18 protein-coding genes and 1 pseudogene are annotated in these 23,059 nt (G+C 61.6%); 12 read left to right on the forward strand and 7 right to left on the reverse strand.

Annotated features, from left to right (window positions below):
• Positions 1 to 40 precede the first annotated feature (40 nt).
• From BMOU_RS08815 to BMOU_RS08845, 8 genes are all read left to right on the forward strand, one after another.
• Complete coding sequence (locus BMOU_RS08815) at positions 41 to 1,489, forward strand: purine-cytosine permease family protein (protein ID WP_034876795.1); 1,449 nt, start codon at positions 41 to 43, stop codon at positions 1,487 to 1,489.
• 26 nt (positions 1,490 to 1,515) lie between these two features.
• A complete protein-coding gene (locus BMOU_RS08820) occupies positions 1,516 to 2,076 on the forward strand; it encodes a cysteine hydrolase family protein (protein ID WP_034876796.1) in 561 nt (186 codons plus the stop codon).
• 191 nt (positions 2,077 to 2,267) lie between these two features.
• Positions 2,268 to 3,314: a YdcF family protein gene (locus BMOU_RS08825; RefSeq protein WP_034876798.1), complete on the forward strand. Its 1,047-nt coding sequence runs from the start codon at positions 2,268 to 2,270 to the stop codon at positions 3,312 to 3,314.
• A 429-nt stretch (positions 3,315 to 3,743) separates the two neighbouring features.
• Complete coding sequence (locus BMOU_RS11620; protein ID WP_235143758.1) at positions 3,744 to 3,944, forward strand: hypothetical protein; 201 nt, start codon at positions 3,744 to 3,746, stop codon at positions 3,942 to 3,944.
• Between the two features lie 19 nt (positions 3,945 to 3,963).
• Positions 3,964 to 4,815 carry a phosphotransferase enzyme family protein gene (locus tag BMOU_RS08830; RefSeq protein WP_235143759.1) on the forward strand — a complete coding sequence of 284 codons (852 nt, stop codon included), beginning with the start codon at positions 3,964 to 3,966 and terminating at the stop codon, positions 4,813 to 4,815.
• 113 nt (positions 4,816 to 4,928) lie between these two features.
• Complete coding sequence (locus BMOU_RS08835; protein ID WP_034876799.1) at positions 4,929 to 6,422, forward strand: amino acid permease; 1,494 nt, start codon at positions 4,929 to 4,931, stop codon at positions 6,420 to 6,422.
• Positions 6,423 to 6,630: 208 nt separating this feature from the next.
• Positions 6,631 to 7,995, forward strand: coding sequence for an aspartate aminotransferase family protein (locus BMOU_RS08840; protein ID WP_034876801.1), 1,365 nt, complete (start codon positions 6,631 to 6,633; stop codon positions 7,993 to 7,995).
• A 33-nt stretch (positions 7,996 to 8,028) separates the two neighbouring features.
• Positions 8,029 to 8,805: a GntR family transcriptional regulator gene (locus BMOU_RS08845; RefSeq protein WP_034876803.1), complete on the forward strand. Its 777-nt coding sequence runs from the start codon at positions 8,029 to 8,031 to the stop codon at positions 8,803 to 8,805.
• A 91-nt stretch (positions 8,806 to 8,896) separates the two neighbouring features.
• On the opposite strand, the gene BMOU_RS08850 is transcribed toward BMOU_RS08845, so the two are convergent.
• Both BMOU_RS08850 and BMOU_RS10740 read right to left on the reverse strand, forming a co-directional pair.
• Positions 8,897 to 9,583 (reverse strand): LuxR C-terminal-related transcriptional regulator, encoded by a 687-nt coding sequence (locus BMOU_RS08850; protein ID WP_034876804.1) that lies wholly within the window; start codon positions 9,581 to 9,583, stop codon positions 8,897 to 8,899.
• Positions 9,580 to 10,930: pseudogene (locus tag BMOU_RS10740) on the reverse strand (ATP-binding protein). The gene BMOU_RS08850 and the pseudogene BMOU_RS10740 overlap by 4 nt, the downstream one beginning before the upstream one ends.
• Before the next feature lie 245 nt (positions 10,931 to 11,175).
• Here BMOU_RS10740 and BMOU_RS08860 point away from each other — a divergent pair.
• Both BMOU_RS08860 and BMOU_RS08865 read left to right on the forward strand, forming a co-directional pair.
• Positions 11,176 to 13,059 (forward strand): PspC domain-containing protein, encoded by a 1,884-nt coding sequence (locus BMOU_RS08860; protein WP_034876806.1) that lies wholly within the window; start codon positions 11,176 to 11,178, stop codon positions 13,057 to 13,059.
• Positions 13,056 to 13,547, forward strand: coding sequence for a hypothetical protein (locus tag BMOU_RS08865; protein WP_034876809.1), 492 nt, complete (start codon positions 13,056 to 13,058; stop codon positions 13,545 to 13,547). Before BMOU_RS08860 ends, BMOU_RS08865 begins: the two co-directional genes overlap by 4 nt.
• Here the strand turns inward: BMOU_RS08865 and BMOU_RS08870 are convergent, their stop codons facing one another.
• From BMOU_RS08870 to BMOU_RS08885, 4 genes are all read right to left on the reverse strand, one after another.
• Positions 13,548 to 15,179, reverse strand: a complete 1,632-nt coding sequence (locus BMOU_RS08870; protein WP_034877452.1) for an alpha/beta hydrolase family protein — start codon at positions 15,177 to 15,179, stop codon at positions 13,548 to 13,550.
• 163 nt (positions 15,180 to 15,342) lie between these two features.
• Positions 15,343 to 17,088 (reverse strand): ABC transporter ATP-binding protein, encoded by a 1,746-nt coding sequence (locus tag BMOU_RS08875; protein WP_034876811.1) that lies wholly within the window; start codon positions 17,086 to 17,088, stop codon positions 15,343 to 15,345.
• The gene (locus BMOU_RS08880) at positions 17,081 to 18,898 is read right to left on the reverse strand and encodes an ABC transporter ATP-binding protein (protein WP_034876813.1); all 1,818 of its coding nucleotides are present in this window, start codon (positions 18,896 to 18,898) and stop codon (positions 17,081 to 17,083) included. The genes BMOU_RS08875 and BMOU_RS08880 overlap by 8 nt, the downstream gene beginning before the upstream one ends.
• A 364-nt stretch (positions 18,899 to 19,262) precedes the next feature.
• Positions 19,263 to 20,450, reverse strand: a complete 1,188-nt coding sequence (locus BMOU_RS08885; protein ID WP_034876816.1) for an MFS transporter — start codon at positions 20,448 to 20,450, stop codon at positions 19,263 to 19,265.
• A 183-nt stretch (positions 20,451 to 20,633) separates the two neighbouring features.
• Here BMOU_RS08885 and BMOU_RS08890 point away from each other — a divergent pair, with 183 nt between their 5' ends.
• Together BMOU_RS08890 and BMOU_RS08895 are read left to right on the forward strand one after the other, a co-directional pair.
• A complete protein-coding gene (locus BMOU_RS08890; protein ID WP_235143760.1) occupies positions 20,634 to 21,356 on the forward strand; it encodes a LytR/AlgR family response regulator transcription factor in 723 nt (240 codons plus the stop codon).
• On the forward strand, positions 21,349 to 22,704 hold the full coding sequence (locus BMOU_RS08895; protein ID WP_034876818.1) for a sensor histidine kinase: 1,356 nt from the start codon (positions 21,349 to 21,351) through the stop codon (positions 22,702 to 22,704). Before BMOU_RS08890 ends, BMOU_RS08895 begins: the two co-directional genes overlap by 8 nt.
• Positions 22,705 to 22,768: 64 nt before the next feature.
• Here the strand turns inward: BMOU_RS08895 and BMOU_RS08900 are convergent, their stop codons facing one another.
• Positions 22,769 to 23,044 carry a hypothetical protein gene (locus BMOU_RS08900; protein ID WP_034876821.1) on the reverse strand — a complete coding sequence of 92 codons (276 nt, stop codon included), beginning with the start codon at positions 23,042 to 23,044 and terminating at the stop codon, positions 22,769 to 22,771.
• Positions 23,045 to 23,059 lie beyond the last annotated feature (15 nt).

Genomic DNA, 23,059 nt, shown 5'->3' on the forward strand with positions numbered 1-23,059 from the left:
CCGTGCACTCAATCAGTGCAATGAAGCAAGGAGGACTTATATGAGCAAGGAGAAAGGCGCCCTCACCGTTGAGGAGCAGGGCATCGACACCATTTCCGAAGACGAACGCAAAGGTACGCCGGCCAGTCTGTTCTGGCCATGGTTTGCGGCGAACATCTCGATGTTCGCCATGTCGTATGGCGCTTGGGCCTTGGGGTTCGGCATCTCGTTCTGGCAGGCAACGGCCATGACCGTCATCGGTGTGGTCGCCTCGTTCCTGCTTGTCGGCATCATCTCGATCGCAGGCAAGCGTGGCAACGCGCCGACCATGGTGCTCACCCGTGCCACCTTCGGTGTCGAGGGCGCCAAGGTTCCAGCGGCGTTGAGCTGGATCGCCACACTGGGATGGGAGATCTCCCTGACCACCACCGCGGTGCTTGCCATGTCGTCCACCATCGAAAAACTCGGTTGGGGCTCGGGCGCCGCACCGAAAATCATCTCCACCATCGTCGTAGTCGGCCTGGTCGTCATCGCGGGCATCTTCGGCTACGACCTGATCATGCGCTGCCAGCAGGTCATCACCATCGTGACCGGCGTGATCACCGTCGGCTTCTTCATTCTTGGTTGGGGGCATATCGCCTTCTCCGCCATAAACCGGATTCCGTCCGGAAGCCTGCCGGCCATGCTGGGATGCTGCTTCTTCGTGATGACGGGTTTCGGTCTGGGCTGGGTGAACATCGCGGCCGACTATTCACGGTATCTGCCGCGTAGGTCATCCAACGGCGGCATCGTGTTCTGGACCACCTTCGGTGCATCGATCGCCAACGTGCTCCTCATTTTCTACGGACTGATGCTGGCCGCGTCCGACGCCGATCTCGCTGAAAACGTCGGCAACGATCCGATCGGCGCAATCGCGTCGATCCTGCCGACCTGGTATCTCATTCCATATACCGTCGTGGCGGTGCTCGGCCTCATGTCCGGCGCCATTATGGACAACTATTCCAACGGGCTGGCCCTGCTGAGCTTCGGCGTGAAGCTTCCCCGTACCGTCGCGGCCGCTCTTACCGCGGCCCTCACCGTGCTCGGCGTGGTCTATGTGACCTTCTTCTCCGACACATTCATCGGCCCGTTCCAAGGATTCCTGACCACGCTCGGCGTGCCGATGGCCGTATGGGCCGGCATGTTCGTGGCCGACGTGATCATACGCAGGAAGGATTACAGTACTGCCGACCTGTACGATCCGAACGGACGGTACGGCAAGTGGAACATCAAGTCGTTCGTGATTCTTGCCGCAGGCACCGTGCTTGGTTGGGGACTCGTGGTCAACACCGCGGCCAGCTGGCTTACCTGGCAGGGATATCTGCTTGGTCTGATAGGCGGCAAGGAGGGCGGCTGGGCATCCGCCAACCTCGGCGTGATCGTGGCTCTGCTTGTCGGTCTGATCGGCGCACTCGTGTTCCAGCGTGCGGACATCGCCGGGCAGGAGGCCGATCTGCCGGCCACCGAATGATGCGGGTTTTACGGAAAGGAGCAATGATGATTTCCGAAGACGAATGGCTGGTCGTAATCGACCGCCAGAAAGTATTCGCCGAAAGTGAGTGGTCCACTTGGGCCTGCGCCGACGGAACCTACTACGACACCGACGAATCATTCGGACGATTGGCGAAGGCATTCGGCGAGCGTGTGGCCTACACGCGCTATGTGCCGCCCGAGCCGCCGCAGGATGCCTGGGTGGAGTATTTCAAGGACTGGCCGCAGTTCCTGGTGGCCAATGATGACCCGATGTACGACTTCACCGACGAGACCGCGATTCTGGCCGAGGGCCATCCCGTGGTCAACCGTGACACGTTCTGCAAATGGGGCACGGAACTCGCCGAGGCGATCCGAGGTGCGAAGAGGATCGTGGTATGCGGCGTGGCCACGGACTGCTGCGTGCTCACCACCGTTCTGGCCGCCGCCGACAGTGGCGTGGCCGTACGCGTGCCGGCGGACGCCTGCGACGGAAGCACCCCCGAAAACCAGGAACTGGCGTTGAATGCCATGCGCTTGTTCACTCCGCTGATCACCGTGACGGACACGGACGCGATCTTGGAGTAGGGTGGGCATCCGCATACCGTCAGCGCGGTCGACTCGGCGCATGTCGGTCGCGCTGGCGGGATCATCGTCCCGTACGACCTTCCGCCAAAGCCCGGGCACATCGGGCCTTTTCGCAACATCAACAAAGTTCGGCTTCGTCGCATTTGCCGGATACAATGGGCTGCGCAACTTTGCCCCCTCGGAAGGACGACATGACAATGCTGGGCCTTGTCTACTGCATCCTTGGCGTCATGCTCTGCATTGCCACCTTTTTTCTGGCCAGAAGGCATCCCAACCACATTTCGAACGGATTCGTACTGGAGCTGTCCGTCATTTTTCTTCTCAGCGGCGTCCTTTGCCTGGCGATGACCCACATGGGAACGTTTCCTTGGCTGAAGGGTGTGTTTTACGTTCTCGTATTCATTCGTCCGGTCCTTTTTGCCATTCTGGGATTCGCCTTATTGGCAAATGGGGTCATCGGGGTGCGACGCGAAGGTCTCTCCCTTACCAATGCGCTCCCCTTCGCCTGGGGCATCATGCTGCTCTTTTCCGACTACTGGTTCCTTTGGGGACCGGGATGGGGCATGTCGGGCTCGGAGCTTTACGTCCGCATTATGACCTTCGTGAGTATGATGGTGAGCTACGTTCCCATCGCGGTCTTGGGCGTCTGGTTCTCAAACGACATCTGTTACAAGTCCGCCAAAGCCCCTGAAACCGAATACATCATTGTGCTGGGGTGCAGCATTCTCGACGACGGCACGGTCACGCCACTGCTGCGGGGGCGTTTGGATGCGGCGATCGCGGCCTGGGAGCGGGGCGGGCGTCGCGCAACAATCATCACGTCCGGCGGTCAGGGGCATGACGAGGTGATCTCCGAAAGCCGCGCCATGGCTCACTACCTGCTTTTGCGGGGTGTGCCGGAAAGCAGCATCCTCCTGGAAGACAAGTCCTCAACAACCGAAGAGAACCTAGCGTTCTCGCGCGCCATCATGGATGCCCGCGGCGGGGCCGCGCACTGCACCATTGCCACGAGTTCCTACCACTGCCTGCGCGCCGCGATGTTCGCACGACGCCTTGGCATCAACGCGAACTGCGTAGGCGGGCACACGGCGGCCTTCTTCTATCCGGCGGCGTTCTTCCGCGAATATATCGCCCTGATTATGCGCAATCGTCCTGCCGTTGCCGTTTTCTTCGGACTCGTTGTCGTTCGCTTCGTGCTCATACTGATGAACATCCTTCCCGAAAGCATCTTCCTCTAAGGGAGATGTGGGTGTGCGGTAGGCCTGCATAGGTCGCGAGCCGACCAATGACAGACGTGTTTGGCCTGCGGCGTCGCGTGGTGTGGCATGGTCCGTCCATATGGAAATCAACGATGATTCCAACAAAGCACCACCCCCGTTCGAAAAGGACGACATCGATTCATGAGTTTCGCCGTCCGGCGCGGGAGGCGGGGTCCCGCCGACAGATGAACGGCCATCCCACCGTTCGTCTCTCGTCCGCGTCGAATCCCGTGGTAACGCGCCATTAATTTTCGGAAGGACATTCTTTACTGGCGTGTAACAGTGTGGTGGTGAGTGCAATGGCCGACTCCGGCACAATCTTGGGTAATGACAACATGCATCAAAGGTTTTTCGATAAGAGGCCTTATCGTTGGTTGTTTTTCCGAAGCGTTATGAATCGAGGTCACCATGGCACAGCAGATCACCAGCCTGCTCGACGACCCGACGCAAGCCGTCAGTCTCGACACGTTCAGCGGACTGACCAAGGGGTGCCCGGCACCGTTCTGGCTGTTTCAAGGGGTATGCGGCGCGTGGGGGCATCGACCATGCGCGGGCGCAACTCAATCTCATCACCGTCTCCGAAAACGCGACGTTCCTGCTGCTGCTTGACGGCGAACCGCAAGGTGTGGTGCGCGTCTCGCAGCCCGGCTATGTGGGCGGCCCGGAGGCAGTCGCCTCGGAAATCAGCTGGCTCAACGCATTGCATGACATCGACGGCATCAGCCTGATCAATCCGGTACCCACCGTACGCGGCACGTTCGTGACGAAGATCAACGATCTGAACGGTGTCGGCTGGACGGTCATCTCGACCAAGTACGTGGAAGGCACCGTGCTGGAGGATCTCGACAATCCCGCGCCATACTACGAAACCATCGGCCGGTGGGCGGCGAAATTCCACGAACAGTCCCGTACTTGGAACAAACCGTACGGCTTCACCCGTTTCAACTGGGATCTGTCGAACATGGTCGGCCCTGCCCCGCGCTGGGGACGCTGGGAAAGCGCAACTCTGACCGATGATGAGAGAACGTTGTGCGACACCGCCCTGTGGAAGGCCATGGACGTGGTGATGAAAGTGCCGCGCACCAATGAGACATGGGGCCTGATCCATGCCGATCTACGCCCCTCGAATGTAATCCGCGGCGATGACGGCAAACTGACCGTCATCGATTTCGATGATGCCGGCTACAGCTGGTACCTCTACGACTACGCGTCCTCACTGAGCTTCATCGAGCATGAAGCCTACGCCCCCGACCTTGCCAAGGCATGGGTGAAAGGCTACCAGACGATCGCCGGAGCATTCACCGACGATGAACTGCACGTCATGTCGGCGTTGTCGATGATTCGCCGACTGCAGATGCTCGGCTGGACCACCAACCATCGTGAGGATGCGTTGCCGGACGGTTTGGCGGCCAAACAGGCCCCCGGCAGCGTGATGTGCGCCAGACGATACCTTGACGATCCGTTATGGCTGCTGCACTGAACGGTGCCCCCTCCGAGAATTTCATAACTGAACATCAACCGACCCAACAACCACAACTGAATGAGGAATCAATGGCATAACTCGCCGAACAGTAAGAGAGGAAGGCGATTGCAATGACGGCATCAACCGTTTCGGGAAGCTCCATAGGCAGCGTGACCTATGTCGAAACCGACAAGGACTATTTCACAAAGCGTCAGCTCAAACGCACCGCGGGAGCGTTCGGCCTATGGGCCATCGGCATCGCGGCGGTCGTCTCCGGTGACTTCTCCGGGTGGAACGGCGGCATAGCGCAGGCCGGCTGGGGTGGCATGCTCGTGGCCGCCCTTGTGGTGTACCTCATGTACGTGCTCATGCTCAACTCCATCAGCGAGATGGCCTCCGCCATGCCGCACACCGGCGGCGCATACTCCTTCGCCCGGGCGGCCATGGGTCCGTGGGGTGGCTTCTTCACCGGTCTCGCGGAAACCGTGGAGTATGTGATGACCGCGGCCACCATCGTCTATTTCTCCTCGGCATACGCCGATGCGATCCTGTCCGATCTGACCGGCTACTCGCTTGACGATCACGGTCTGCGTTGGATTTGGTGGCTCGGCCTGTATGTCATCTTCGTGGTGGTCAACTGGCTCGGAGCCGAAACCTCCTTCCGTTTCGCCGAAGTCGTGTCGATTGCCGCGCTCGCCATCGTGGCACTGTTCGGCATCGGCGCGTTCGCAACGGGCAAGGCCGATTGCTCCACGCTGCTCAACATCACGCCGACGAATGGCGGCTCCGCATTCCTGCCGTTCGGGCCGGGGGCCATCTTCTACGCCATGCCGTTCGCCATGTGGCTGTTCCTCGGCATCGAACAGCTACCGTTGGCCGCCGAAGAGGTCCGCGAGCCAGAGAGGAACATTCCGAAGTCCTCCCGTTTGTGCATCTTCACCCTGGGGCTGTCCGCGCTGATCATCGTGTTCCTCAATCCGGCCGTGGTCGGTTCCGAGGCGCTCGCCGGTTCCGATGAGCCGTTGCTCGACGGCTATCGTGCGATTCTGCCCGGCAACCTTGCCGCAGTGCTCTCCGCCTTCGCGCTCATCGGTCTGCTCGCCTCAATCCAGGGCATCATGTTCGCCTATGGACGCAACCTGTATTCGTTGTCGCGCGCAGGCTATTATCCGGCGTTCCTGTCGCTGACCGGCAAGAAGAAGACGCCGTACTGGGGTCTGATCGTCGGGGCCATCATCGGCTTCGCGGCATTGTTCATCATCGCCTATGGCGGTTCCGGCGCGGGCTCGGTCGTGCTTAACATCGCCGTATGGGGCGCCGTGCTGGCCTATCTGCTGCAGATGATCTCCTATGTGTTGCTCAAGAGGAACATGCCCGACATCACGAGACCCTTCACCAGCCGCTTCGGCGTGCCGGGTGCGGTAATCGCCGGCCTGCTGGCTCTGTGCATCTTCGTGGCGGTGCTGCTCAACCCCGACTACCGTCTGGCCGTCTACACCATGGTGGCCATCTACATCCTCGCCACCATCTTCTTCGCGGTCTATGGCCGCAAGCACCTGGTGCTCTCCCCGGAAGAGGAGTTTGCCGCATCCGGCGGCAAGATCGAGTACAGGACCGAGGGCTGAGCGGCAATACCGTAATCGGATAACGGCATGCATCGCATGAGACATCGTCAATGCGGTCATGCCGTTTTTAGATCCGAGCGTCGCCAAAAAAATCTACCAAATAAGCGGAAAATGGCGGAAATGGTTTGTTTCCGTGCCGTATCAGCCCCTCAACAAAACCGCGTTACCGTTTGGGTGACGCCAAGGAGAGCCAACGAAAGAAGGAATCATGGCCACTCGATCAACCATCATGGACACCAACAGCTTCCGTCCGGAGATGGCGGACGCACTCGACCCGGCAACGCGCAGGCTTACCGAGGAACGCAACGTGCTCGGACCGGCCTATCGCCTGTTCTACCGCAATCCGGTGCATCTGGTGAAAGGCATCGGTTCGCATCTATGGGATGCCGATGGCGAGGAATATCTCGACGTGTACAACAACGTGGCATCCGTGGGCCACTGTCATCCGCGTGTGGTCGAAGCGCTGTCGAAGCAGGCTTCGATGCTCAACACCCACACCCGCTACCTGCACGAGAACATCCTGCACTATGCGGAGGATATCCTCTCCACCATGCCCGACGAGCTCGACCGCATCATGTTCCAGTGCACCGGCTCCGAAGCCAACGATCTGGCCATCCGCGTGGCTCAGACCTACACCGGTGGTGAGGGCGTGATCGTGACGCACGAGGCGTACCACGGCAACTCCGCCCTGACCTCCAAACTGTCGCCGGCCCTCGGCACCGCACAGACGCTAGGTCTCAAAATGCGTATGATTCCCACGCCTGATACCTACCGTCTCGAGATCGCAGGCAAGGCGGCTTCGGAATGCACCGCCGAGGAATTCGGCAGCTGGATGGCCGGCGAGGTGCGTAAGGCCGTGGCCGATATGGAGCGTCATGGCATCAGGTTTGCGGCCCTGCTCGCGGATTCCATCTTCTCGTCCGACGGCGTGTACCCCGACCCGGTCGGCTATCTGAAGCCGGTCATCGACACCGTGCACGAGCTTGGCGGCGTGTGGATCGCCGATGAGGTGCAGCCCGGCTTCACCCGTACCGGCGACGCCTTCTGGGGCTTCGGACGCCAGGGCATCGTACCGGACCTGGTCACCTCCGGCAAGCCCATGGCCAACGGTCTGCCGACCTCGTTGATGGCGGCCCGGCACGAGGTGCTTGAACCATTCGCCGGCTCCATCCCGTACTTCAACACCTTCGGCGGCAATCCGGTGTGCATGGCCGCGGCCCAGGCGGTGCTCGACGTAATGCGCGACGAAGATACCATGGGCAATGCCAGGAAGGTGGGCAAGGTGTTCAAGGATGCCGTCGCGTCCCTTATGCCGTCTCATCCGTGCATCGGCGACGTGCGCGGCGCGGGCCTGTACATCGGATGCGAGGTCGTCAGGCCGGGCACCAAGGAACCTGACCAGAAGGCGGCACTCGACATTCTCGAAACCCTGCGCGACAACCACATCCTCACGTCGGTGTGCGGTCGCTACGGCAACATTCTCAAACTACGGCCGCCGCTGGTGTTCAGTGAGTCCGATGTGGACTGGTTCATGGACGGATTCACCAAAACACTCGAAACATTGGAGCTGTAAAACGAAAGGAGATACGGCAAGGAGGGCGCGGATATGGAAGATCGCATCGACGCGGGCCGAAGGAGGCCGGCGACGAGTGAACTGGTCCACCGTATCCGAGCCCTTATCCGTGACCAGGAACTGCAGCCGGGGGAGAGACTCGGCTCGGAACGTGCGCTCGCACAATCCTTCGGCATCAGCCGTTCCGACCTGAGAACGGCTCTGGCGGTGTTGGAGGCATCCCACGAAGTCATCCGCAAGATCGGTCGTGCGGGCGGCATCGTCGTATCCGACGGCCGGTTGGAACGCAACATCAACACCGTCGAATCGTTGCCGGCCATCGCAAGGCGGCAGGGCATGCGGGTTTCGTCGAAGGTGTTGCAGGCCGTGATCGCCCCGGCCTCGCCCTCCGATATACGACTTCTGAAGCTGCCCGGCGAACATCCGATGATCTACGACATCACCCGTCTGCGGCATATCGAGGATCGGCCGCTGTCCGTGGAACGGTCGCGATTGCCCGCATACCTGTTCCCGATGTTTTTGACGCGCGACCTGACCACGCCGTTCTACACGATGTTCGAGCGGGACTATGGCATTCGCCCGTATAGCGTGGATGAGACGTTGGAATCCGTGGTCGGCGGCGATCGGGAGAACGAGTTGCTCGAGATCGAACCGGAGACGCCGCTGATGCGTATTCATAGAATCGCGTTCACGGATGAAGGAACGCCATTCGAGCGTGCCATCGATGTGTATATCGCCGACCGTATGCGCTTCACCATGCATCATTCCGGATACGTGCGGCTTTCCGCCACTCATGCCTCGGCGAAGTGACGGAGCCGTCTTTCGTCCGTTTCGCGCCCGCTCCTCTCGTCAAAGGAAGATGAGCGGAACCGGTGGACCGGCCACCTCTGAGGGGATCGGGTCAGACGATGCGCCGGTCGGCGGCCCAGCGGGTGAGTTCGGTACGGTTGGACAACTGTAGCTTGCGCAATACCGAGCTGACATGCGTCTCCACGGTCTTGATGGAGATGAACAGCTCGGCGGCCACTTCCTTATACGTGTAGCCGCGCGCAATCAGACGCATGACCTCCTGTTCGCGATTCGACAGACGATCCAGCTCATCGTCGTGGATCGGGCCACCGTCGTCGCCGAACGCGCCGCCGGAAGACGCGCCCTGAAAGGCGGAAAGCACGAATCCCGCCAGCTTTGGCGAGAACACCGCATAGCCCTCATGCACCTGTTTGATGGACGAGATCAGATCGTCGCCGGAAATCGTCTTGGTCACGTAGCCCTGCGCTCCGGCACGAATCACGGAGCCGACGTCCTGCGGCGAATCCGATACCGACAGTGCCAGGAATACGGTATTGGGGGAGTAGGCGCGCGAGCGGGTGAGGATTTCCGCACCGCCACCGCCTTCGCCGCCCGGCACATGCACGTCAAGCAATACCACATCCGGTTTGGTCTGTGCGATCATCGCCACCGATCCCTCGACATCCGGCGCCTGCCCGACGATGTTGAAATGCGGCTGTAGTGTGGCGATCACGCCTGCGCGGAACATCTCATGATCGTCGACCACGGCGATGCGGATCGGCTGCTCCTGCTCGTTCATTGCTGCTCCTTGGCTTGGTCTGCATCGGCCTTACCGGTTTTGGGCCGTTCGGCGGCGATCGGCATATGCATGCGCACCTCCGTGCCCCATTTCGGTCTCGATACAATCTCCACTGTACCGCCGCGTCGTTTGATACGCCCGATAATCGATTCGCGAATGCCAAGGCGGTTCGCCGGAACCGTGGCGATGTCAAAACCTTCGCCATGGTCGCGTACGAACACTTCGACCATGTTCTCGCCCGCCTCGCAATACACGGAGATCGGCTCTGCACCGTGGGTCACGGCGTTGATGAGCGCCTGTTGCGTGGCATCGAGCAATGCGTCGGTCTGTGCGCTCGGCTGCGCGTCACCCACCGTCACCACTTCGATCGGCTTGCCGTGCGTGTCCTCCACCAGCGCCGCGATCTGCTTTAACCCGGCATTGACGGAACGATCCGACGTGGTGCGTTCCTGGTACAGCCATTCACGCAGCTCGCGTTCCTGCGAGCGGGCCAACGAGAAGACGGTCTGCTGGTCGGCGGCATGCAGCTGGATCAGCGCCAACGTCTGCAGCACGCCGTCGTGCAGATGGGCCGTCATATCGGCGCGTTCCTCCTCACGTTCCTTCAACGCGCGTTCGGTGCCGAGGTCGCGGATCAGCGCGACGATCCATGGCACAATCGCCAGCATCGCGCCGATCAGCAACGCCAGACCCGCGATGGCGAACGTCCACGTCGGGTGATCCGAGACGGGCAGGTAGCGCAGTCTGCCGAAGACGTAGACCACGTAACCGATGAAAATCAGCACGATGCCACCGAGCATCGTCCACAGCTGGCCTTCCTTCGCGTTGTAGCGCAGCCAGGATACGCCGATGCCGATGGCGACGAACAGCAGCGGGAGGATGAGCGTACGGTCAATGCCGCTGATCAGCATCGCGCAACTGACGGCGATCAGCACCAGACCCGCCAATGCGATCAGCGCGGGTTTCGGTGCGTTTTTCAATAGATGTTCCAGGCTTTCCCCGGAGTCCTGCATGTTTTCGGTAGCGCTGGGAACTTCGACCCGGATGCTGCCGGACTGCGATTCGCCGGTCATCGTATGCGTGCGCTGGGGGGGCGTTCGCGTATGGGGCATTGCCATGGGATAGCGGCGACCGGCTGATCGGCTGCTGCTCGGCCAGTCGGTACGCCTGCTGCACGGGATCTCCCACCGGAACGGTCAGCCATAGGAAGATATAGGCAATCACACCCGCACCGAACGCGAACGTCGAGGCAATGGCGATCAGGCGGATCAGTCCGACCGACACGCCGAGATGCATGCTGATGCCCTTGCAGACGCCTGCGAACCAACGTCCGTATTGCGGGCGCATCAACGGCAGGCGGGCGGGCCTGATCGGAGCGGATTCGTACGGATCGCGATCGCCTAGGTAATGGCGTGCGTACACCGAACTGGCATAGTCATACTCGTATTGCGTGTATCGCGGTGCTCCATAGGACTTCATGGTTCCATTGTGCCGCGTGGGGGACTCCGGATCGGGGCTTTCATCCCGTGTTCAGGGCAGATTCAGGGTGTTCCCCGATAAGTATGGCAAGTGCGGATTGATGTAATGGAGCCATGAGCAATGCAAACCATGATCCGCGAAACAGCCAGTGGAACGCATCGCGGCAGCCTGCAGGCCGGCCGCAGCCCTCCCCCTCCAACCGGTTCTTCGCGTGGATTCGAAACAGTCAGCTGAAGCGGGGGCGCGACCGTTGGGTCGGCGGTGTCTGCGACGGGCTTGCCCGTCGTCTTGGTTGGAATGTGGCGCTGGTGCGTGCGCTGGTGATTCTCACCTCGCTGTTCTTCGGATGCGGCGCCGCCTTCTATGGCATGGCCTGGTTCCTGCTGCCGGACGAGACCGACGACCGTATTCTGTGCGAGGAACTGATTGCCGGCCGTTGGGATTGGGGCTGCGTCGGCGTGTTTGTGTGCATGGCGATCGCCATCTGTCTGCCGGGAGCGGGCTGGGTGGCCTTCGCAGTGGCCGCGCTTGCGCTGTGGCTGATGGTGAATCGACAGACCTATGCGCCGACCTGGCAGCGGCAGGCGCAATATGGGCCGGTGCCGCAAAACCCCTATGTCCCCGGTGCGCAGGGTGCCGCCGGACCGGTGCCACCGCGCAATCCGCCGTTCGTGGCGACAACGGATGGACCAAAACCGGTTTCGCCATGGTATCAGCGTGGCGTACCGCCACAGCAAGGCATGCCACCGCGGAATCCTCCCTATCGGCAGAATCCGGCCAACGGTACGGGCGGCGCCGTTCCGCCGCGGGCCCATGTATCGCAGCAGCCGATGAACGGACCGGCTGCGTTCGCCACGGCCAACGTGCCGCCGACCTTCACCGCACCGGCCGCGCCGATCGAGCCGCAGCCGCGGTACGGGCGCAGAAAACCGGCCGGACCTTTCCTGGTGCTCCTGACGCTCGGCCTCGCACTGCTTACGGCGGCCGGACTGTGCTGGTACTGCACGTCCTACGGTTCCGGCATGAGTCAGAATGCCGTTGCGGACAAACTGCAGATGACGACGCTGGTCGCAGGCGGATTCTGCCTGCTGATGGGCGTGATCATCATCATCCTTGGATGCATGGGCCGACGTACCGGCGGGTTGCACCCGCTGACATGGCTTGCCGCGGCCATGGCCGTCATCATGGTGCTGTGCACCGGAACCTACTCCATCTGCTGGTACGGGTTCAGGCAGAACGACACCTATCGGACCGTCGCGCTTGAGGGTACCAAGGTGATGGGCTCGTCGGCCGCGCAGATGAAGCGATACCGCGAGGGCATCTCCGTTGTCGGCAACGACTACGACAGTGACGTGCTGCATATCGACCTGAGCCAGTATGGCAAGACCAACGGCTCGCACAAGGTGAAGCTCAACGACGGCACCATGGGCGACAGCACCTGCCCGACGGGAACGATCAATATGACCGTATCAAGCGCCCAGGTGGTGGTGACGCTGCCGGACGGCTGCTGGTGGGCCTTCGGAGGGAACGGGGACGAAGACTACGGCGGATACTCCATTCAGGATTTCGTCGGGGGACCGTCCGAAATCGATGTGATGGATGCCAACGGTGTCGGCATCATCGACGGCGTATTCTCGTTCGACCTTACCGACCGATCCCACGTTACGGCGGGGCGACGGGCCCTCGACACCACGGACCGGGACACGGGTTGCCGGTTCATGCGTCCGAATGATTCCACGGATTCGGATGCATCGGATGATGCATCCGGCACCGCGAAAACACGGGAGTTCGATTCCCCGTTCAAGGATGTCGATACCGACAAGGCCCTGAACAAGGTCTACGCCCAGCACTGGTACTGGCCATGCCTGACCGGGGAAGGCAAGGCCCCGCAACTGGATCTGAGAATCAGCCCACATATGACCATCGGCGGCAGCGTCACCGTGCAGTACGCTTCGCAGAACTCGCTGCCGACTTTCAACGCAAAGGAGACGAAATGACCGACGACAAGACCCGTGCGATGCCGGCGGGCGGTACGGCGCGGGAAGATGAGCCGACCACGGTATTGCCTACCGCCGAAGATACGTCGGCATCGGAAACGACCGTGCCGATGTTCGAAAAGCCCGCGGAACATGCCGATTATTCCATACGGCAGACCGCAAAACCGGTGACTACCACCACATCGAACGGCGACCTGATCATCCGTCCCTCCGGACCATCGGGCGCGACCATCACCTTAGGCGTGTGCATCGCGCTGATCGGTGCGATGGCGGTGATGTGGGGCCTGAAATCCCCGATGGATCTGTGGGGGGTGGATCCGCGGTTGCTCGCCGTCGGCACCATCGGCGGATTGGGCCTGGTGCTGATCGTCATCGCGTTCGTGTGGGCGATCGTCAGGCTGGTGCAGGGGGCCAAGGCCGAACGTAGGGCCTCCGAGGCCGCCGATGACGCGATCGACACCCACAACGATCGGGCGCCGATGCGGTGATCAGCTGAACAATCCCCAGAATGCCAGCAGCGCCAACGACAGCGCCGCCGACAATATCACACACGTGGCCACCGCGATATGGCCGAATCCGATGCCTGTTTTTCCATGATCGCTTCGGATTGCCGCCATATCGCGGCGGCCATCATTCATATTTGCGGGATTCGCGTGTGCCGGCCGATCCGTCGCCCGACGGCGGCGACTGCGAACCGCGGATACGCATTCGACCAGCAGCCATGCGAAGGCGATGAGGCTGACGATGGCGCCGATCACTATGCCCCGCCAATGTTCGGCAAGCAGCGTCGAATCGTTGGTGAGCGCGATGGCGTCCCGCACCACGGTAATCAGATAGGCAAGGAATATGCCGGTCACGCCGACGGCGAGCACGGTGTTGACGCACAGTGCCGCACGTAGGGGACCGGTGAAACGGCGGGAATCCAGCGGGCCGCGAGACATGCCGGCGATCAGCAGTATCGGCGCGCCGGCAATCGCGATCAACGCAAGCAGCAGACACAGCACGATACCGCCGACAAGCACGCTTAATGTCTTGACCAGTGCGGGCTTGGTACTGAGCGGTGCGGCGATCCGTTGGTCGGGCTGCGCGCCGGCAATCATCGGCGTGGCCCAGCCGGTGGCCGTCGTACCGGCGGCGACGGCGTTGATCCAATCCTCCAGATCATGCGTGTAATGCTCCTCCAGCGGCAGTCCCGGCACGGTTTTGTTCGAGCCGGTGCGCATCTGATGGTTCGCATCGAAATAACGCAGCGTCACGTTATCGTTGCCGGCCTTGTTCGCGGCCTGCATGAGCAGTCGCGCACCCTGCTCGATCGGCATGGCGTTGTCGCGCACGCCATAGTTGATGAGCAGCGGCATGGTCAGCGATGCACGGTACTTTGCGGCATCGAAATCAGCGTATTCCAGGCCGATGGGCCTCAGATCCAGACTGGTGAGCTTCGGGATGATTCGTTTGACGGCATCCGGCGCGCCCGCGGTGGTCAGATAGCTGGTGGCGGCGAGCGTCATCTGCTGGCGGCCCGACACCACCGGTGAGGAGGTGAGAATCGCGAACGCGATGTCCGGATGCTCCTGCGTAAGCACGGTGGCGATCCACGTGCCTTCCGATTCCGCATACAATCCGGTTTTCGCCGAATCCACGCCGGGCCATCGTCTGAGGATCTCCAACGATCGCGCATAGTCGTGCGCGCTGGACACATAGTCGCGGTGCAACGCCGAATAATTGTCAAGACGCTTGTCGGGCACCAGCGTGGTGATGCCGGCGGAAGCCATGGCACCGGCGATGTCGCCATATGCCTCGGCGGATTTGCCGGTGCCGGAGCCGTGCATGAGCAGGCATGCCGGATGGCCGTCGGGAGCGCCGATCGGCTCGCGCACGATGGCGTTCACCGTCACGTTGTGCGCAAGCGACACCTTGATGTGCGTTTCCTTGGTACGGTAAGCGCCTTCCTGCGGGGTCTGCAAGCCGGTCGCGCGAATCGTGGTGTCGGCGGATCCGACCGTGATGTGGTCGGTGAACGGTTCGACCCGCCATTGCGGGGTCATGGCCCTGCCCAAGGCGCCCAACAGTACGAACAGCACGATGGACACCACCGCGGTGGCGCCGATCCTTTTCAACAATGCATGCACGTTAGGTCACTTTAGGTCATATTTCTGACGGTGAGCCCCCGACGCCACGCGGTAACGTTCCGGGCGGCGCCGAGGGCCAGGCATACGCATATATGAACGACGGCGCCATTTCCGGCAATGCCATGCAGGCGGTGCTTACTGGGTGGCCCGCCCTTTACAGCGACCAGTTTTCGGCCCTGCAACGGGCCTCGTAGAATTCTCGATACATGCCCGGTTCCGCGATCAGCCGATCGTGGGTGCCATGCTGCACCATGCCGCCGTCACGTCCCATGACGATGATCGTATCCGCATTGCGGATCGTCTCCAGCTTATGCGCGATGACGATCACCGTCGATGTGGCACGCAGCTGCGCCATGCATGCGTTGATATGCGCCTCGTTCTCCACATCTAACGCGCTGGTCGCCTCGTCGAACAACACGATCGGCGCCTGCTTGAGCACGGCGCGCGCAATGGATACGCGTTGGCGCTCGCCGCCGGACAATGACCTGCCGCCTTCGCCGACGTTCGTCCGCCAGCCGTCGGGCAGGCGCTGCGCGATTTCGCTGACGCCCGCCAGCTCGGCCGCGCGCATGACCTCATCATCCGACGCCTCCGGCCTGCCGAGGCGGATGTTGTCGATCAGCGTGCCGCGGAACAGGTACACGTCCTGGAACACCATCGACAGCTGCGCCGCGACATCCGATGCACGCTGGTCGCGCACGTCGAGTCCGCCTACGCGCACCGTGCCGGCGTCCACATCATAGAAACGGGCGATCAGCTTCGCCATGGTCGTCTTGCCGGAACCGGAGGGGCCGACGATGGCGATCATGGAATCGGGCCGCGCGGTCCACGACACATCATGCAGCACCGGTGCGGAGGCGGTGTAGCCGAAGCGTACACGGTCAAACTCGACCGCGCCCGGTTCCGTCACCTGCTTGGAATCGGCCGGTTCGGGCAACGGTCGCTCACGCATGACGGACAGGTAGTAGTCCAGGGACTTGCGTGACTCCTCAATGCCGAGCAGCATGGCGAACATGTCGTTGACGGTGTTGGAGAACCGTAGCGAAACACCCATGCAGGCGATGCCGGCGAGCGGGGAAAGCGCGCCCTGCAACGTCAAAGCCGCGCACACCATGATCATGGAGACCGGCAGCAGCTGGCTGGCCATGCCGTTGAGCAGATTCGCCGCGACGCCCCAGCGCAGCGATCTGCGTTGCCCTGCGGTACGTGCGTCCAACGCATCCGTCAGCGGTTGGTATGGATGGCTCGCCCCGCATGAACGCAGCGCGCCCTGGCAGGTCGCGAACTCCACGAGTCTGCTTGAAGCCTCGAAATCCAGGGCAAGCATGACGTCATCCCCGCGATGGAGCATCATCGAAGACAGTTTGCCGGCACCCCACAGCAGCGGCAGCGGAACGATCAGCGTCAGCCCGATGCGCCAGTCCCATAGCAGCATGGTCGCGCACAGGGTGATGGTGCTTGCGGCGCCGGTTATCATCGGTGAGATCAGATGCGCGAACGACTGGCCGATGGACATCAGATCGTGCGTCGCGAAGCGGGAGAGCCGGCCTGCGGTGCCCTTGCCGAACCAGCCAAGCGGCAGCGAGGCAATTTTGTCGCCGATGCCATGCAACGCGATGGCGAGGAAGTCAAGCGCGGAATTGTAGGAGGTGACGGACCTGAAGTAGTCGATGACGCCGGATGACACCGCGAGTACGGCCAATATGCCCACCCACTGCCAGAAGCCCAGTCCCATCACGGTGGACGCGCCGCCCAGTGTCTGTGCGGTGGGAATGATCGCGGCGAACGTCAGACCGGTGATCACACCGGATATGACGGACAACAGCATCGCCTTGTCGAATCCGCCGACATGACCGGCCAAGGCCTCCCTCAGACATTGCAAAGTGCTGGTCCTACGCATGATATGCGCCCTCCTGTGCTGCGATTCGATTCTGCTGTGCGACGGCGTCCAACGCGCGTACATGCGCCTCGTCGGCAAGTTGCTCGTGCGTGCCGCAGGCGACGATGCCGCCGCGATCCATGACGACCATCTGGTCGGCGCCCACCACGGCGGACGGCTTATGCGCGATGACGATTACGGTCCGGCCTTTGACCAGCGCGTTCAGCGCTCGCTGGATCTGCGCCTCCGATTCCGGATCGACGCTGGCCGTGGCCTCGTCGAGGATCAGGATCGGCGTGTCCTTCAGCAGCGCACGGGCGATGGCGATACGTTGCTCCTGACCGCCGGACAGGCCGACCCGACCGTTGATCACCGTGTCATAGCCGTGTTCGAGCGCCATGATCTCGTCGTCGATGAATGCGGCCCTGGCCGCGGCGCGGACCTGCTCCAGCGTTGCATCCGGGCGTCCCAATGCGATGTTGTCGCGAATCGATGCGCGGACCAGCTGCGGATCCTGAAGCACGAAGCCGACGGTGCGGTACAGCTCTTCGGAGGCGATATCGCGAAGATCGACGCCGCCGATGCTGATCGTGCCTTCGGCGGGGTCGTCGAAACGGGCGATCAGCGTGGCAAGCGTGGACTTGCCGGATCCGGATGGGCCGATAAGCGCGGTCATCGTGCCCTCGGCGACATTCAGGCTGACGTCGTCAAGCGCCGTGGTGGGGCCGTAGGAGTAGGTCACGTGGTCGATGGCCACGCTGTAGCCGTTCGGATGCTTCGGTCGCGTCGTCTCGGCAAGCGGCGTGACGCGCAGGTTCCGTTCGATGCGCAATGCCGCCGAACCGGCGAGTTGGTAGCTCCATTGCATATTGCCGATCACCGTGATGGTGGATGGCAGCATCATGGCGGTCAGTGTGGCGGCCAGCACCTGTGGCGCGGTCACATAGCCGGCCTGCACCAGAAGCATGCCGCCGGCGAGATTGACCGCGGTGAGCAGGGAGGGGGCGGTGAACGCCTCGGCGACCGCGCACCACCGAACGAGCGGACCGCACCAATCGTTGTATTGCCTGATGAAACCGTCGGCGGCGCGCTCGTACTGCTGCAGCGAATGGCCGCTGCGTCCGAACGCCTTCACCACGGCGATGCCGCTAGCGAATTCGACCATCGTGCTCGACACGTTGCTGATCTTCGTGTCCATCAGCGCGGTCTTCTCGCTCATGCCGACCATGCTGAGCATCTGAATGCCGAAATATATGGGAAGCGTGGCGATGGAGAGCAGCGCCAGACGCCAATCCAGCGTCACGATATAGGCGAACAATGCGATCGGCGTCACCGTGGCCGCGGTGCCTTCCACCGGCCAGTGCGCGATCAACGCATGCAGTGTCTCCACATCGTCGTGAATCGATTTGCGGATCATGCCGGATGTCGATGCGTTGAATGTGGAAAGCGGTGCCTTCCCGAGGGAATCCGCCATGGCCCGTCGTATGCCGGCGCCCAGCGTGCAGTCGGCGAAGTGCGTTACGGACAGCGCCACGAAATAGAGGATGCTGCGCAGCATATATGCGCCGACCAGTATGAACACGTAACGCCATACGGCATCCGTATCCGGCTGCGTATGCTGCTGCCAGGCGCGCAGCAGCACGTCTCCGATGCTTACCAGCGCCGCATAGGGCGCCACGCTCAGCAGGCCCGAGATCGCGGCCAGCGCGCGTCCGCAATTCAGCCTGCCCCGGATGGGTCTCATGGCTCTGTTCAAGGCGGCCTTGCCCTCCACCGCCTTTGCCTTGTCCCCGGTTTGCGCCGTGGATTCGTCGGCGACGTTGTCTGCCACGGTTGGTTCCTTTCTATGCTCCCATTCCCTGCTCGGGGGATGTTTCGGTGTTGATGTACATCATAGCGCAAAATGAGAATGATTCTCAATAATATGGTACGATGCATACCGCGAAACAAGTTCAGGCAGTCTTGCAAAGCCGGATTTCAGGCATACTCCACCCTTGGAAAGACTGCCTGAAAATTGTCGTCACGGAAAAACCATGACGATGTTCATCGTGGCAACGGTTGCGGAGAATGTCAATACCTTGGCATCGAAAACCGTAAAAAATTCCGAATAGTGATGTTCCGGACCGCGCTTGCTGTAGACCATCGCCGGGGGTTGGCGTCGCTTACGGCAATGGGCCCGGCGGGCCGGCGGCAGGTCAGACGGATATCTCGCGCATGCGCTCCATCGCCTGGGTGTCCGTTTCATAACGGCGCGTGTAGACTATCAGGAACATGACCGCGATGATGGCGATCGGCATGCCGGAAAGTCCGGTGTAGTGGTAATTCATGGCTGTGGCGGTCAGTGCGGCACCGCCGACGATCGAACCGACCGCATTGCCGAAATTGAAGGCGATCTGCACAGCCGCGCCGGCGATGAGTTCGCCGCCGCCCTGCCCGGCCTGCACCATCAGCAACTGTTGCGGGGCGGAATTGAAGAACAATGCGAAGCCGAGGACGAACGTCAGCGACGCCGTGGATGCCAGATTTCCCGGAATCAGGAAGACCAGCAGCAGACCGATTGCCGCAATCGACTGTGACAGTGCCGCCGTCGCGGCGGGCTTCCACACATCGGTCAGGCGGCCGCCTGCGATGCCTCCGAGCACCATGCCGAAGCCGGCCAGCACCATAAGCAGGGGAACCGTGGAAGACGGCCATCCGCCGGTCTTCTGCAGCCAGGGGGAAATGTAGCTCCACCAACAGAAGATGCCAGTATTGCCGCAGAACACGGCCAACAGCACGAACCATGGGCCCGGATGGGTGAGGAAGCGGAACTGGCCTTTGATGCCGACATCCTTGATCGGGGCCACGAACGGCACCCAGGCAAGCGTCAACAGCATGGTCATCGCGGCCCAGGCGGCCAAAATGCCGAATGCCATACGCCACGACAGCATCTCGGCCAGCAGGGTGCCGGCCGGCACGCCCAGCATATTGGCGACCGTCTGACCGGTCACCATCATCGATACGGACTGCGCCTCCTTGCCCTTATCGGCCAGCGTCTTGGCGATCAGCGTGGCCGTGCCGAAGAACGCGCCATGCGGCAGGCCGGAGATGAAACGTGCCGCCAGCAGCATGGGGGAATTCACGCAAAACGCGCTCAACGTGTTGCCGACCAGTGCGATGGCCATGAACAGGATGATGAGGTTCTTCGGCGGCACCTTGCGCCCGAACACCAGAATCAGCGTACCGAAGCACACGCCGATCGCATAGGCGGAAATGTAGTGCCCGGCGGCCGGAATGCTCACCTTCATGGCGGCGGCCGTCTGCGGCAGTATGCCCATCATCACGAATTCGGCGGCGCCCAGAATGAAGGCGCCCGAAGCCAGCGCCAGAATGCTTCTCTTCAAGGTCTCTCCTCATGCCGCATAGCGGGTATGCGGGGTATGTACATCGTTTGAACCAAGTGTCATTCTAGGAATACCGTCGAACAGTGCGCCGCATGGCGTCACCGGTGTCGCGCGCGATTCGACGATGTGCGGGGTTGCGGATTCGGGGGGGTGCCGAATCGCGTTTTTTCTATAATTGATCAGGTGATACACGTAGCTGTGGTCGAAGACGACGACGAGTGCGCGCGGGTGGTGACGCAATGCCTGGAGCGCTTCTCGAACGAGCACGGCGAATCCATCGAAACCACGATGTTCCGTGACGGTGCGGCGATTGCGGAAGGCTATCGTCCGGTCTACGACATCGTGCTCATGGACATCGAGATGCCCGGCATGGACGGCATCTCGGCCGCGCGTGAGATCCGAAAGACCGACCGCGACGTGGTCATCATCTTCATCACCAACATGGCGCAATACGCACTCAAGGGCTACACGGTGCAGGCGCGCTCCTATATATTGAAGCCGGTCAACTATTACGGACTCTCCATGGAACTGCAGGGGGCGATCGACTACATCAACCGTAACCGACACCAGAACGGCCGTGCGTTGCTCCTGCCGAGCGGCGGGGGCGTGGATAGGGTCGATCTGAGCGATATCACCTATATCGAAAGCCAACGGCACAACCTGTTCATACATACCACCGGCGGCGTGCTGCGTGTGCGTGAGTCGATGAACGCCATGGAGGCGAAGATCGGCGATCCGGCATTCGCCCGGTGCGGCGTAAGCTTTCTGGTCAATCTGGCGCGGGTCGGCGGCATCACGAAGGACCGGGAGGTACTGGTCGGCGGCGACCGGGTGCCGATCAGCCGGCAGCGGTACAAGGACTTCATGGTGGCGCTAAGCGAGTATCTGGGAGGCATCCATGATTGACGTGCTGAATCTGCCGTCGCCGCTGCTGTGCGGCATCGCGGTGGAGATGGCGCTGACCCCCGCGGTGTTCCCGGCGGTCGGGTTCCGCGGGGCGCGGCCGCGTAATGGCGCGCGCCCGGAACCGCCATCCGGCTCCCGCGTGACCTGGTATGCGGGCATCGTGATCGGATTGGCGCTGTCGCTGGCGATTGCGGTCTGGGCCAAAGAGACGCTGATCGACTTCAATACGAATTCCACGGCATTGGAGGCGCCAATCTGCCTGGCCATACTGGTCGCGTTCGCTCTGGTAGCGTTGCGCAACGGTGTGACGCAGGGCGTCTACGAGGCGATATGGGCGCAGGTTATCGCCTCCCTGAGCTTCGAATGCATGGATTGCGTGACCATGTGGCTTCCCGATCCCGCACGCGTCGTCGCGTTGGGGCTGCTCACGCCGGCCGTCTGCGTGGCGCTGTTCGTCGTGGTGCGGGTGAGGCTGCTGCCGCAATTGCGGAACGGTCATGCCGGGACCGTGGGCAAACGCAAGCTGCTGTTCGCGGCGACGCTGTGCATCATGTTCCTGCTGCTGTCGAACTATCAGGTCATCTTCCTGCTGCTCGGCTCCCGCGATCATACCTATATGATTCCCGCATTCCGCATCATGGTCGAACTGCTGGGCCTGATCACGCTGTATCTGCAGAATGACATCGAACAACGGCAGCATGCGCAGATGGAACTCAGTCTGGTGCAACGATTGTGGCAAAGCAAGCAACGGCAATACGAGATCTCCAAGGAGACGATCGACCTGATCAATCGCAAGTGCCATGATCTCAAATACCAGCTGGCCGCCTTCCGCACCATGCAGGACGATGCGGAGGTCGACCGACGGCTGGGCGAGGTGGAGCAGTCGGTGATGATCTACGATTCCGCGGTTCAGACCGGCAATCGCGTGCTCGACGTGGTGCTGACGGAAAAATCGCTGTACTGCGAGGCGGAGCACATCACCCTGACCTGCATGGTGGATGGCGCGAAGCTCGATTTCATCGACCAGGCCGACCTGTACGCGCTGTTCGGCAATGCGCTCGACAACGCCATCGAAAGCGTGACGAAGCAACGGGATCCGGCCAAGCGTGTAATCCAGGTGTCGGTCTATCCCGACAACGGTTTTCTGATGATCCGCATACGCAACTACTGCGACGAGCCGATTACGCTGGCCGACGGCCTGCCGGTCACCAGCAAGAAGGCCGGCAAAGGCTATCACGGCTACGGATTGCGGGGCATCCGCTACACGGCGGAAAAATATGGCGGCACGATGAACGTGAAGATCGCCCCCGATTCCTTTACCCTGCAGGTGGTATTCCCGCTGAATTGAAAAAGGTGCGAACCCGGGGCAGTGGGTTCGCACCTGTGTTGGTTATGGGTTTCGGAGGATTCCGTCAGCGCTTGATGGCCTTGAGAATCACGTTTTTCAGCATGCAGGCCACGAATACGACGAGGCAGACGATGAACGCCGTAAGGCACGGGCCCATGATCGTCTCGTTCGTTCCGGAGGTGAGCACGTATCCGATCGACCAGCTCAGGATCTGCACGTTCGTTACGGCGAGTATGTAGATCACGCCGGCGAGAATGCCGATGGAGCTGCTGGCCACGATCAACAGCAGCCAGATGAGGTTGAGGATCGGGGAATTCTTGAGATTGCGCTGCGCGTTCATTGCTGTTCCTTTCCG

The organism is Bifidobacterium moukalabense DSM 27321 (genome assembly GCF_000522505.1).
Lineage (GTDB): Bacteria > Actinomycetota > Actinomycetes > Actinomycetales > Bifidobacteriaceae > Bifidobacterium > Bifidobacterium moukalabense.

Bases quoted from the DNA above. Each gene is read 5' to 3' on its own strand.
- BMOU_RS08815 (WP_034876795.1), top strand. From the start codon at position 41: ATGAGCAAGGAGAAAGGCGCCCTCACCGTTGAGGAGCAGGGCATCGAC.
- BMOU_RS08820 (WP_034876796.1), top strand. From the start codon at position 1,516: ATGATTTCCGAAGACGAATGGCTGGTCGTAATCGACCGCCAGAAAGTA.
- BMOU_RS08825 (WP_034876798.1), top strand. From the start codon at position 2,268: ATGACAATGCTGGGCCTTGTCTACTGCATCCTTGGCGTCATGCTCTGC.
- BMOU_RS11620 (WP_235143758.1), top strand. From the start codon at position 3,744: ATGGCACAGCAGATCACCAGCCTGCTCGACGACCCGACGCAAGCCGTC.
- BMOU_RS08835 (WP_034876799.1), top strand. From the start codon at position 4,929: ATGACGGCATCAACCGTTTCGGGAAGCTCCATAGGCAGCGTGACCTAT.
- BMOU_RS08840 (WP_034876801.1), top strand. From the start codon at position 6,631: ATGGCCACTCGATCAACCATCATGGACACCAACAGCTTCCGTCCGGAG.
- BMOU_RS08845 (WP_034876803.1), top strand. From the start codon at position 8,029: ATGGAAGATCGCATCGACGCGGGCCGAAGGAGGCCGGCGACGAGTGAA.
- BMOU_RS08850 (WP_034876804.1), bottom strand. From the start codon at position 9,583: ATGAACGAGCAGGAGCAGCCGATCCGCATCGCCGTGGTCGACGATCAT.
- BMOU_RS08860 (WP_034876806.1), top strand. From the start codon at position 11,176: ATGAGCAATGCAAACCATGATCCGCGAAACAGCCAGTGGAACGCATCG.
- BMOU_RS08865 (WP_034876809.1), top strand. From the start codon at position 13,056: ATGACCGACGACAAGACCCGTGCGATGCCGGCGGGCGGTACGGCGCGG.
- BMOU_RS08875 (WP_034876811.1), bottom strand. From the start codon at position 17,088: ATGCGTAGGACCAGCACTTTGCAATGTCTGAGGGAGGCCTTGGCCGGT.
- BMOU_RS08895 (WP_034876818.1), top strand. From the start codon at position 21,349: ATGATTGACGTGCTGAATCTGCCGTCGCCGCTGCTGTGCGGCATCGCG.
- BMOU_RS08900 (WP_034876821.1), bottom strand. From the start codon at position 23,044: ATGAACGCGCAGCGCAATCTCAAGAATTCCCCGATCCTCAACCTCATC.